The sequence below is a fragment of the Helicobacter winghamensis ATCC BAA-430 genome (genome assembly GCF_028751035.1).
Lineage (GTDB): Bacteria > Campylobacterota > Campylobacteria > Campylobacterales > Helicobacteraceae > Helicobacter_D > Helicobacter_D winghamensis.
The window spans coordinates 1,289,764-1,302,158 of sequence record NZ_CP063533.1 but is presented as its reverse complement, the minus strand read 5'-3'; the positions used below and the strand labels follow the sequence as shown (position 1 = coordinate 1,302,158).

The 12,395-nt window shown below is 33.8% G+C and carries 11 protein-coding genes; 8 read left to right on the top strand and 3 right to left on the bottom strand.

Features of this window, described 5'->3' with window-relative positions; translation table 11 throughout:
- Nucleotides 1–24 precede the first annotated feature (24 nt).
- Genes pstC through IP358_RS06695 form a run of 5 tightly spaced genes read left to right on the top strand, consistent with a single transcriptional unit; the run spans nucleotide 25 to nucleotide 4,527 of the window.
- Nucleotides 25–867, top strand: coding sequence for a phosphate ABC transporter permease subunit PstC (gene pstC / locus IP358_RS06715; RefSeq protein WP_006802819.1), 843 nt, complete (start codon nucleotides 25–27; stop codon nucleotides 865–867).
- The gene (gene pstA / locus IP358_RS06710; RefSeq protein ID WP_006802818.1) at nucleotides 864–1,691 is read left to right on the top strand and encodes a phosphate ABC transporter permease PstA; all 828 of its coding nucleotides are present in this window, start codon (nucleotides 864–866) and stop codon (nucleotides 1,689–1,691) included. The genes pstC and pstA overlap by 4 nt, the downstream gene beginning before the upstream one ends.
- Before the next feature lie 8 nt (nucleotides 1,692–1,699).
- Nucleotides 1,700–2,452: a phosphate ABC transporter ATP-binding protein PstB gene (gene pstB / locus IP358_RS06705; RefSeq protein WP_006802817.1), complete on the top strand. Its 753-nt coding sequence runs from the start codon at nucleotides 1,700–1,702 to the stop codon at nucleotides 2,450–2,452.
- 30 nt (nucleotides 2,453–2,482) lie between these two features.
- Nucleotides 2,483–3,148, top strand: a complete 666-nt coding sequence (locus tag IP358_RS06700; protein WP_006802816.1) for a response regulator transcription factor — start codon at nucleotides 2,483–2,485, stop codon at nucleotides 3,146–3,148.
- A complete protein-coding gene (locus IP358_RS06695; RefSeq protein ID WP_006802815.1) occupies nucleotides 3,148–4,527 on the top strand; it encodes a PAS domain-containing sensor histidine kinase in 1,380 nt (459 codons plus the stop codon). The genes IP358_RS06700 and IP358_RS06695 overlap by 1 nt, the downstream gene beginning before the upstream one ends.
- Here IP358_RS06695 and IP358_RS06690 read toward each other — a convergent pair.
- From IP358_RS06690 to IP358_RS06680, 3 genes are read right to left on the bottom strand one after another with little or no spacing between them, the layout of a single operon-like run.
- A complete protein-coding gene (locus tag IP358_RS06690) occupies nucleotides 4,513–5,064 on the bottom strand; it encodes an RICIN domain-containing protein (protein ID WP_006802814.1) in 552 nt (183 codons plus the stop codon). The two genes, IP358_RS06695 and IP358_RS06690, sit on opposite strands and share 15 nt — an antisense overlap.
- A gap of 13 nt (nucleotides 5,065–5,077) precedes the next feature.
- Complete coding sequence (locus IP358_RS06685; protein WP_006802813.1) at nucleotides 5,078–5,902, bottom strand: cytolethal distending toxin subunit B family protein; 825 nt, start codon at nucleotides 5,900–5,902, stop codon at nucleotides 5,078–5,080.
- A gap of 11 nt (nucleotides 5,903–5,913) precedes the next feature.
- The gene (locus IP358_RS06680) at nucleotides 5,914–6,630 is read right to left on the bottom strand and encodes an RICIN domain-containing protein (protein ID WP_006802812.1); all 717 of its coding nucleotides are present in this window, start codon (nucleotides 6,628–6,630) and stop codon (nucleotides 5,914–5,916) included.
- 145 nt (nucleotides 6,631–6,775) lie between these two features.
- Here IP358_RS06680 and IP358_RS06675 point away from each other — a divergent pair, with 145 nt between their 5' ends.
- From IP358_RS06675 to IP358_RS06665, 3 genes are read left to right on the top strand one after another with little or no spacing between them, the layout of a single operon-like run.
- Nucleotides 6,776–7,912 (top strand): MFS transporter, encoded by a 1,137-nt coding sequence (locus tag IP358_RS06675; protein WP_006802811.1) that lies wholly within the window; start codon nucleotides 6,776–6,778, stop codon nucleotides 7,910–7,912.
- A 9-nt stretch (nucleotides 7,913–7,921) separates the two neighbouring features.
- Complete coding sequence (locus IP358_RS06670) at nucleotides 7,922–10,354, top strand: dynamin family protein (protein WP_050754816.1); 2,433 nt, start codon at nucleotides 7,922–7,924, stop codon at nucleotides 10,352–10,354.
- Nucleotides 10,347–12,365: a dynamin family protein gene (locus IP358_RS06665; protein WP_006802809.1), complete on the top strand. Its 2,019-nt coding sequence runs from the start codon at nucleotides 10,347–10,349 to the stop codon at nucleotides 12,363–12,365. Before IP358_RS06670 ends, IP358_RS06665 begins: the two co-directional genes overlap by 8 nt.
- The last annotated feature ends 30 nt before the right edge of the window (nucleotides 12,366–12,395 follow it).

Below are 12,395 nucleotides of genomic sequence, written 5' to 3'. Positions count from 1 at the left end.
AATCTTAAACTAAGAAAGCTAACTATGCAAGAAAAAATTTTCAAGGGCATTTTTGCCCTTTCTGCCCTTCTCTCAATTTTTGCTGTTTTAATGATTTGTTTCTTTTTGTTTGCAAATGCGATTCCAACAATTAGCCAAATAGGGCTTTTTGATTTTCTTTTTGGAATGGATTGGTATCCAATAGAAGAGATATTTGGAATCTTTCCTATGATTGTAGGAAGTATTTATGTAACCGCTCTTGCAATCTTTATAGGCGTGCCACTTGGGGTTTTAAGTGCAATTTATCTCTCACGCTTTGCAAGCAAAAGGGAGCAAAAGTATATTTTGCCTGCCATTGAACTTTTAGGCGCGATCCCATCTGTTGTTTATGGATTTTTTGGGCTTGTTGTAATCGTCCCATTGCTCGCAACAACTTTTAATGGAATCCCCGGCAAAAGTGTGCTAGCAGCATCACTCATTTTAAGCATTATGATTTTACCAACTATTATTTTAGTTTCAAAGGCTTCCATTGACGCCTTGCCTGATAGTTATTATGAAGGTGCATTAGCGCTTGGTGCTAGCAAAGAGCGAAGCGTGTTTTTTGCACTCATTCCAGCAGCAAAAAGCGGAATCTTAGCTTCTATTATCTTAGGTATTGGGCGTGCAATTGGTGAAGCAATGGCGGTGATTATGGTTGCTGGAAATCAAGCACTCATTCCAACAAGTGTTTTAGAAGGCGTAAGAACTCTTACAACAAATATTGTGCTTGAAATGGGATATGCACAAGATTTACACAGAGAAGTGCTAATTGCTAATGCGGTGGTGCTATTTGTCTTTATCCTTTTAATCAACACTTGCTTTAATGCGCTCAAAAAGGAGGCAAAATGAAACGCGTAAAAACAGATAATCTAACGCTAACTTTATCCTATTTAATGCGTGTTTCTATGGTTTGTGTGCTCTTAATTTTCTTTGTGCTTATTGGATTTATCTTTATTAAAGGAATCGCACATTTAAACTTAGAAATGTTTGCTTGGGAATACAATAGTCAAAACATCTCTATGACACCTGCAATTATTAATACCTTAAATATGGTGCTTTTTGCGCTTATTTTGGCAATGCCACTTGGGGTTTTTGGGGCGATTTATCTTAGTGAATATGGAAGTAAGAAAAGTAAAATTTTAAATATGGTTAGAATCGCTTCTGAAACATTAGTGGGGATTCCAAGTATTGTGTATGGTTTGTTTGGGTATCTAGCCTTTGTTATTTACTTTGGCTTTAAAACAAGCTTTATTGCCGGGGGATTAACTCTAGCGGTTATGATTTTACCTTTAATCTTAAGAAGTGCTGAAGAAGCCCTAAAGTCTGTGCCAATGAGCTTTAGGGAAGCAAGCTTTGCGCTAGGAGCAGGGAGACTTCGCACAATTTTTATTATCATCTTACCTGCTGCAATTCCGGGAATTTTAGCCGGTGTGATTTTAAGTATTGGTAGAATCGTAGGAGAATCTGCTGCCTTGCTTTATACTTCAGGGAGTGTGGCAAAGGTTGCAGGATTAATGGATTCTGGGAGAACGCTTAGTGTGCATATGTATGCAATCTCTAGTGAAGGACAGCATATTAACGAAGCATACAGCACAGCAATGATTCTTATTGTGATTGTCTTTTTAATCAATCTTGGTTCAAATTATATTGCAAAGAAATTTATAAAATTATAGGAAGCTAAATGAAAAATTGTTTTGAAATTAAAAAAATGTCTTTGAATTATGGAGAGTTTCTAGCCTTAAAAGATATTAATATGGATATTAAAAAGGGCAAGGTTACTGCATTTATAGGACCTAGCGGTTGTGGAAAATCTACTTTTATTAAAAGTCTAAATCGTATGAATGATTTAATAGAAGATTGCAAAATTAAGGGAAAAATTCTATTTGATGGCAAAAACATTTATAAAGATTATGATGTCAATGTCTTGCGCAAGAAAGTGGGAATGGTGTTTCAAAAGCCAAATCCCTTTCCTATGAGCATTTATGATAATATCACCTTTGGACCAAAAACACACGGAATTAAGAAAAAATCAAAACTTGATGAAATTGTGGAATCCTCTTTAAAAGACGCGGCGTTGTGGGATGATTTAAAAGATAGGCTTGATAAATCCGCACTTGGATTAAGTGGCGGACAGCAACAAAGACTTTGCATTGCAAGAACACTTGCGGTAAATCCTGAAGTGATTTTAATGGACGAGCCCACAAGCGCACTTGATCCTATTTCTACCCTTAAAATAGAAGAGTTAATTTTACGCCTTAAAAAAGAATACACCATTGTTATTGTTACGCATAATATGCAACAAGCCGCTAGAATCTCTGACCAAACTGCGTTTTTCCTACTTGGAGAAGTGATTGAATTTGATGACACAAACAAGATTTTTAACAATCCAAAAGATAAAAAAACACAAGATTATGTTAATGGGAGATTTGGTTAAAATATCCTTTTTATTTTATGAAGGATTTTTATGGTTTTTGTTTTAGAAGATGATACGAATATTTTAGAGCTTGTGCTTTATGCGCTAAAGAGCCAACACATACAATCGCAAGGCTTTTTAGAAGTAGAAACCTTTAAAGAAGCCTTAAAAACAACGACTCCACAAGCCTTAGTGCTTGATGTAATGCTCCCAAATGCTAGCGGATTTGATATTTTAAAAAACATTAAAACAAACCCTGCCACACAAGGTATTCCTGTGTTAATGCTAACTGCGCTAAACAATGAGTTTGACAAAGTTAAAGGTCTAGATTTAGGGGCTGATGATTATATTACAAAACCCTTTAGTGTGATGGAGTTTTTAGCAAGAGTGCGAGCGATTTTAAGGCGCAATAAGGAATCTGATACAATTTGTTATGGAATCTTAGAGTTTTCTTATACTACGCGGAGTGTAAAAGTTTGTGGTGAGCCTATCATGCTCACTTTAAAGGAATTTGAACTTTTAGGATTCCTTTTAAAAAACCAAAATCGTGCCTTTAGTCGCGATGAGCTCTTAGAAATCCTTTGGGGGTATAGTTATAGTGGAGAGAGTCGCACCATTGATATTCATATTAAAACCTTGCGCAAAAAGCTTGGAAGTGCTAGCAAATACATTCAAACAATTCGTGGCATTGGCTACAAAATTTCTAAAGATTCCTAATGCAAAAAAAGTTTTTTTTAATTCTCTTTAGCGCGATTTTTAGCCTAGTGCTTACTCTTAATGTGCCTTTACTCTTAAAGTTGAAATCCTTTTTTCAAAGCCAAACACCTTTTTGGGTATTTTCTTATCTTATCATAGAATTTTGCGTTATTGTGTTGTGTAGTGCTTTGCTAGCGCGATTTTTATCAATGATTCTTTTAAAACCCCTTCAAACAATCAACTTTAAAAATCTAGAAAACTTTCCTTATCCTGAACTTGGAGCGTTGATTGAAAAAATCAAATCCCAAAACAAAGCCGTAAAAACTCAATTTAAGCATTTAAAGAAAAAGAAGCAAGAGTTACAATCTCTTACGCAAAATATGAATGATGGGCTGATTTTCATCAATCGCACAGGCAAGATTCTAAGCAAAAATACAAGTGCTAAGAAGTATTTTTCTAACCTTAAGCGCATTAATAATATTTTAGAACTTGATAATGCGGAGTTTTTAAGATTGCTTTTACAATATCTTAGGGATTTCAAAAAAGAAAAGCTAAAGAGCGATATTAGGGAGAATTTTACTTTCCATTATCCAAACAACTTAGAATGCGAAGTGGTGTTTTCCCCCATTTTTTCACAAAAATCCAAATTTAAGGGCTTGATCATTGCGCTTTGTGATATTACAGAGCTAAAAAAAGCGCAAAATTTACGCAAGGAATTTAGCGCAAATGTAACTCACGAGCTAAAAACTCCTCTAACTTCCATTATGGTAAGCTCTGAAATGATTAAAAATGGGCTTGTCGTACAAGAAGACTTGCCAAACTTTGTGGATAAAATTCATTTAGAATCCAAACGCCTTTTAGAAATGATTAATGAAATTTTAAAAATCTCATTTTTAGATGAAACACAGGCGCTTCCCCTTACTATGCTAAATCTTAAAGAGATAGTCCAGAGGGTTTATGCAAGGCTAGAATTACTTGCAAATAAGCATTCCATTACCCTTAAATTAGATTTGCAAGATGCCTATATTTTAGGCATTGATGAGCTTTTAGAAAACTTAGTGTTTAATCTTTGTGATAATGCGATTAAATACAATCACAAGGGAGGTTTTGTAAAAATCAAGCTAAAAACAAGTGGTGAATTTGTGGAACTTGCTATAAAAGATAGCGGTATTGGAATTCCAAAAGAGTTACAAGAAAGAGTGTTTGAACGCTTTTTTTGTGTGGATAAAAGCCGTAGCAAAAAAATCGGCGGTAGCGGTCTTGGACTCTCCATTGTCAAATCTGCTTTAAAACTTCATAATGCCACCATAAGCTTAAAAAGCGATTTAGGCAAGGGCAGTGAATTTTGTGTGCGCTTTGCTTTGGTTAAGTCGCACACAAAATTATCAAGGATTAATTAGCATTGCATCACGAATAGGAGGATTAAGCAAAAACAAATTATCCAAATCTACAGAAAAGAGACTATCCACATCACAAGGGCGGATTCCAATTCCTCTACCTCTTGGAAGCTGTGGATTGTTAAACACAGTCATACACTCATTTTTATCCAGCACAAAAGAGCGGATTTGCACAGCAGGCGTAGTTGTGGGGATAATGGTATAAAGCGTTTCATATTTTTTAGAATCTAAGTCTGCATTACAAGGCTTGCGCGTAAATAATCCATCTTCACCTAAGGCTAGACAGACATCTTGTGTGCCAAGTTGCACAAATTGCACTGCGCCTAGATTAAAATTCTTAAAAGGATCATTTTTAAGCATATCTTCAGTCAATGGAATATCGCGTATAACCCAATTTCTATCTTTTCCAAATCCCACAATATCTCCAGAAAATGCGCTTCTTATAGAAACTGGCGTTGTAAATTCTACAAAATCAGGCAACTCTGGATCATCTGCATAGATATTAAGTGCAAGCATTAAAACTATTAATATTTTTTTCATACTATTCCTTTAACTATTTGAAATTGCCAAAACGGACAGGAAAATGATCTGATGATAAATGCGAACGCACGCTTGCTGCCATTAAAAGTGCAGTAATAGCAGGCAAAGTCAATGCTCTTCTATCGCTAGAGCTTCTCCCCACCACCGCATAATCCAAAATCCTATTGGCGGCACCTCTACTGAAATGTGTGGCAGAATTTTGTGTAACAATGCGTATATGGTTTGTAATCCTTGTATCAAGCCCAGATTGCAAGCTTGCAGGATCGCGGTTAAAATCTCCGGCTATGATCCAGCTTAATTCTGGGCGTGTGATAAATGTATCATGCACTGCCGTTACTAAAGCTGTCGCATCTCCACCTCCACTTGCTAAAGCGTGGATATTAAAAAACACATCATTACCGATTCTAATTCCAATTGCAGGGCGTGAAACATCAGCAGCAATTCTATCTTGACGGATTACAAACACTTCATCGGCTTGTCTGGCACTCACAATTGCTAGATTTACTCTCCTAGCTCCCACATCAATATTTGCATAGTAGATAAACACGGAATTTGGTCTTGAACGCGTGCCTAAGTCCCAAGTGTATTCTTCAATGGGTGTGCCACCTGGCTGGATTACCCTGCCTGTGGGTCTAGCAGTGGCAGGCACTCTGCCTGCTTCTTGCACCATTAGGATATTTACAGGATTGTCTCCAGTGATTAGTTGTCTAACACTGACATTCCACTTATTTTCTGTGCTAGCAGAAGAACCTTGTAGATTCCAAGTGCCAACGATATAATCTTCAATTCTGCCAAAAAGCAGACTAAAGCTTAAAAATATTAATGCAATAATTTTCATTGTTTCATTCCTTATCTTCCATCTGTGCTAAAAACAACGCCAGCTTGAAGAGGGGGCGCAGTAATAAACCATTGTTGATCACTATTTAGTCTGCCTCCTTGCACACAATCTGTTAGAAAAATGCTAAAAAATCTTGTAGCTTGATTGCTTGGCGTTTGCAAACATTGTTTGGTTGCTACATTTTGGATTTGCACAGCTTGATTATCAAAAAGATTAAATTTCCATAACTGAGCAGGATCTTCCATATTGCAATAATTATGAATTACACCATTCCTGTATGCACTTAAGCAAGTGCCTTCTTTGGCATTTTGTATCGCTGCGCTGCCATCAGCTTTAGTAAAAATCCGCCAAATCCTAGCCCCACCAAAATCTTGGCTATCAATAAGCGAATACCCCCATACCCAGTTTCCAACATTTAATGCCCAAAGAGTCAAAACACCACCCTCAGGACTCATAATAGATAATAAATCCGAAACATTCTCTCTAAAGCCTCCTCCATTTCCAGCTAACAAAAGTAGCTCTGTATGTTCTGTAGGAGTGTGGTTGTCATTTTTATCTGTATTTGGGCGCATCAGTTTTTTTGATAAGTTAGGTCCTTGAACCAATGTAACTTGTTTTCTAGAATCAGCAGGAGGAATTGGAGATTTTCCAATCCCCAATTCATCACTCTTAGAAGCACAACCCATAATAAATAAAAATGGTATTAAGAAAATAAAAATTCTACACATAATAACTCCAAAGTTTTAGCTTAAGAACAGAATTTTAAAAAAAAATAAATTAATTAAAAGTAAAAATAATTTTTACTTGATAATTTAAAATATTTTTAATTTTTTTGTCTTAGAATAGTATATCGCAAACTCAAGGACTGTCTGCTTGAAAAACTACACTCTGCTTGTTGTTATGTTAAGCGCAATTGTTACAATTTCTAGTATTTATATTACTCAACCTATTCATCCACTTTTTGTAGAGATTTTTGAAATCTCAATTTCTCAAGTGACACTTTTTACTACTGTTACGCTTTTGGCGCTTGCTTTTTCACCAATTGCATATGGATATTTGCTAGAAAAGTTTGATACGCGCTTTATTTTGACATTTGCACTAACTTGCATTGGAATCTTTCAATGCCTACTTTGCTTAAGTCAAAGTTATAGCACTTTTTTGTTATTGCGTATTTTAGAATCCTTAATGATTCCAGCGGCTTTAACGGCAGCTCTTACAATACTTACACGCTTAGACTCTAAAAATATTCAAAAATATGTTAGCATTTATGTCGCATCTACTGTTTTTGGTGGAGCTATTTCGCGCATTGGAAGTGGAGTAACCACTTCTTTATTTTCTTGGCAGGTTACTTTTCTGCTTTTGGGAGTTACAACTTTAAGTGTCGCATTAATGTCTTCTCGTATTCCCCAAAGCGATAAGATTAATAGCTCAAAAATTACACCAAAAATATTTTTAGATTTTCTGATGGATAAACGCTATGCTCTTTTATATATGGGTGCATTTTTGGTATTATTTTGCTTTCAGGGTGCACTAAATTTAATGCCTTTTGAAATCAAAGCTGTTTATCCAAATATTTCTAGTGCTGAAATTGGATTTTTATATACAGGTTATGTTATTGGAATTATTACTGCACTTCTTGCAAGCTTTATTGTAAAAATCTCTAAGGGTGCATTAAATGCAATTATTTTTGGTTTTGTAATTTTTGGAATAGCACCGCTTTTAATGCTGATTCCAGGTTTTTGGTGGATGTTTTTTTCTGTATTTGTTATTTGTATTGGTATGTTTATTGTGCATTCCGTTCTTTCGGGCTTTGTGAATAGCTTGCAAAAGGATAAAAAAGGTATTACAAATGGGCTGTATTTGACATTTTATTACACAGGGGGGACTTGTGGAACGACTTTGCCTAGTTATTTTTATAATGCTTTTGGGTGGGAAGTTTTATGTTTTGTATTAAGCGGAGTTTTATTTGGTAGTGCGTGGTTATTTTATATGTGCCGTAAAATTTTTTAAAGGAGTTTAATGGAGCAAAATCTTTTGCAAAATCAATTACAAGAGTCTTTTCAAAAAAATTTCCAAGAATATTTTAAGGAAATAATGCCACTGGGAAATTTACACATTTTAGAGCAGGGTAAAGCAGATGAAATCTTAGCGATTTTTTTTAGTCTTGATGCACAAGGTTTTAATACATTTTGGCAGAGTGAAATACTTCAACAGCTCTGTGAAAAATATTGCAAAACTTTAAGCTTTAAAGGTATTATGCAGGTGCAATACACACTTCTTTTAAATTTGCAAAACGCTTTTTTTAAAGATCCAAAAACTACGCAAGAACTTTTAAAAAAAACACTCTCAAACCTTGAAATTTTAAAGCATAAAAATTTAACTAAAAGTATCCTTCTGGATCCTATTTACTCCCATTTTAATGCACTAATTAATACTGAAATTATACAAAACCCAAAACAAGCAAAAAAAGATTCCATCTTTAAAGCTCCAAAAGCACTATTAGAGGACTTTTTAGGTGAAAGTTTTAAATTACTAACAGCTCAACAAATAGTCATAAAAAAATGTATTACGCAAAACTTTGCACATTTACTTCCAAATCTCACTCAATTAGAAGCTCTTTTGCAAAAAGTGCAAAATCAACATTTTTCGCTTGGAATTACAGGTGTTTTAAGCTCTGGGAAAAGCACGCTTTTAAATGCACTCTTGGGCAAGGAAATTCTAGGAACTTCCACGATTCCAGAAACAGCAAGCCTAACGCTTCTTAAATACGCCAAAACTACAAGTGTGAGTGTAAGCTTTTGGAATACGCAAGAATGGCAGGATTTAAAATCTACAATGGATGAAACTACACTTAATACGCTCCTTAGTGATGCTGAATTTCATAAGTGTTTAGAGACTTTTGTGCAGAATTCTACGCAAAGACTTGAAATTAGTATTGATGAGCTTCCTAAATATACCTCCGCAAATTATCCAAGTAAACTTTGCAGTCTCATCAAAGAAACTACACTTTATACTCCACTAGAATTTTTAAAAAATAATGTAGAAATTGTGGATACTCCAGGACTTGATGATCCCATAATCCAACGCGAAGAAATTACTAGAAAATACTTAGCAAAATGCGACTTGCTAATTCACGCAATGAATGCTTCACAAAGTGCTACGCAAATTGATAGGGATTTTATTGTAGAAACTTTACAAAATGCCAATTTATCAAGAATCTTGATTGTGCTAACACACGCAGATTTACTGAAAAAAAATGAATTAGAAGCTGTATTGGCTTATACAAAAGAGAGTTTAAAAAAGAGTATTAAAGCTTCTTTGAAAGAGACCAAAGATGCACAAGATGAAGAGATAGAAATTCTTTTTGATCGCCTTGATTTTATCACATTAGCTAGTTATCCAGCACTTGTTTGCCAAAGCGATCCTAGTAAAGCCAGAGAGTTAGGCTATACCTTAAAAGATTCCAACTTTCAAGCCCTAATAGATTATCTCAATCAAACATTACTTGGTAAAAATAGCACAAAAGCAAAAGATATTATCTATCTATGCGCGCAAGGCTTTAAACGCATATATCAAAATATTTCAAATTCTATCGCCTTAGAGCAAAGTTTGTTGTTTGCTAAAGAAGATGAGGTTAAAGGACAAATTGCAAAGGCTAAGCAAGAAAAAGAAAAGAGTCAAAATGCTCTAAATTCTGCTAAAAATGCTTTAGATTCTGCGACGATACAGCTTAAAGATTTTTCTATCACACTGCAAAACCAGCTCCATCAAAAACTTCAAAAAGCACAAGAAGTTTTAGGAGAACGCGTATTTTCTGATATTATTTATGAATATGAAAAAGGTAAAATCCCAAGCAAGCAACGCCTAGAATACTTGTTGGATTTTGGATTAAAGGACACATTGAGTGAGATTTTACGCTTTAGCGCGCAAAGTTTAATAAAAAAAATCTCTCAACTTTTCTTGCAAATCCAAACATATTTGGAGAATATTACATTAGATAATGAAAGTATAACTTCACAAAATAAAAACTTTAATCTCTATTTAAATCCAACACTTTTGCAAAAAACTAAACTTAAGATTCTAACTAGAGTATTAAAGAGTGCTGAAACATTCAATAAAAACAAGCAAGATGCTTTAAGGCTTGCACTCCAAGAAGATTTTCAAGAAGGATTTTTAGATTTCATTGAATCATTGATGGCTGAAAGTAATGAAATTAAAAATAAATACATCACATATTTTGCAAATCTTTTAGATTCTTCAAAAGAACAATTAGAGTTGGATTTGCAATCTAAAGAAAATATTTTGCAAAGTGCCTTAAGCAATCTTGATTTAAATACAAATCAAAAAAAACAAAGAGAGAAAATCCTTCTAGAGATTTCTGAGTTTTTAAAAGCACAAATTAAAGAATGTGAAATGCTACAATACTATGCCACAAGGAAAAAAAATGCTTAAATCCTATATCAAAGATTGTATTGCATTGCAAGAAAAATTTGCCCAAAAAACATCTACGCAAAAACTTATTGTAAATTGTCAAAATACGCTCAATCCAAACGATTATACTCTAGGCTTTTTTGAACAGCTTGAACAAAAGATCACTGAACCTATGCAAATTGCCATTATTGGACAATTTTCAAGCGGGAAAAGCACTTTTTTAAATGCGCTTTTAGGACAGGATATTTTACCAACAGGCATTACGCCTATTACTTCAAAAGTATGTAAAATTTGCTATGGAGAGGATTATATTTTAGAAATTCTTTACAAAGATGGTAGCAAAGTATTGCAAAATGTGGAATTTCTCCATAAACTTACGCGTGAAAATTCTAAAAATATTGACTATTTTTGTCTTTATGCTCCCATTTTACTTTTAAAGGAAATTAACTTTCTAGATACACCAGGATTTAACTCTCAAAATTCAGATGATACACACATTACACTAAAAATGTTAGATCAAGTCGATGGAATTATTTGGTTAACACTTATTGATAATGCAGGAAAAAATAGCGAAAAAATACTCTTGAAAGAATTTAGTAGCCATTTTTCCCAAAAGAGCCTATGTGTTCTTAATCAAAAAGATCGTCTAAAAAATGAAAAAGAAATCCAAACTAGTGTAGAATACGCAAAAGCAGCATTTGAAGGGATTTTTGCCAATGTGATTCCAATCTCTGCAAGGCTTGCCCTAAAGGCAAGATCAAATACCGCAGAAAAATTCTTAGAAACAACGCTTTTAAGCTTGGCGCATAGTATTCAAGATATTGCCTTAAAGCGTAATGATTCTAATCTAAACTCCAAAGAATCTTTGCAGAAACTTAAAGAACTTTACATAGATACCAGTGAGAAAATTAATTCTAAAACTCTACTTCAAAATAATTTTGAAGTTTTAATGCGAGAGTCTAATATGCCTTTAGTTTTTGAGTTTTTCAATCAAACTATTAAACCAAAGGCTAGTATTGCAAAATCACATAGCGCATTAAAGCGTTTAAAGGAAATGCATATTCGCTTGCATTTGCAATATCATAAAATCAACCAAAGCTACAAAAATATTCAAAACATTCTACAAAAAAGCCGCACAGAGTTTTTTCAAAAATGCTTTGTTTCTAAAGAAAAAGAGCAAAAAATTTTTAATGCACTCTATTTAAGCCTAGATGTTTTGCTTGACAATCTTGCTCAAAAAATTTTTAATTCCCTAGAAAAGCAGAGTATTACTTTTCATACAAACGCAAAAACTTTTTTGGGGACAAAACCCAAAATACAAGAAAAAGAAGTTACATTTTTACCTTTAGAAAAAATTAAAATTGCTCTACAGAATCAAGATACTCAATTTGTAAAAGATTATAAAGCAATGAGTGTAAAAATTAAAAATTTTTTAGATTTATTTGTGGAATCCATTTTTCAAAATATCAATGCACTTTCACAAAAAGTCTTTTTTTGGCAGGATTCTACACCAAGATTGCTAGAGTTCTATCTTGTAGCTCCTCAAAGTCAAGCTTTGCAAGATTTGCATTATTTTACTCAGCATTGTTATGAAAATGTTTTGGCAGATTTTAATAAAAATGCCCTTATTACCACTTCTTTCTTGCAAAGCGAACTTAATGTGCTTAGTAATTTTTTATCCCTAAATTATGATAACGCTATTGATTTAACGCTTGCACGCCTTGATTTAAAAATTAAAAATGCCATTACCAAACATCAAGAAAATCAAGAGGAATTTTCTCTGTTTGTTCCAACACTTGAAAATGTGCGCGAAATACTCAACGATGCCTTTTGTTTTGAACAATTTCAAGCACGACTTTTTGGTCCAATGAATTCTTTAAATAAAGCATATTCACAATTTTTAGAGCACACAGAACAAACTATAGATTCCAAAACTCAATTGATTGCAAAAACTTCTTTTGCTCTTAAGAAAGAAATAGATAAAATTACACAAAATTTAAAGGAGATCCGCTTGCAAATTCTTGCGCTTTAAAAATGGAATCAAAATTGCTTTGTTAAGTTT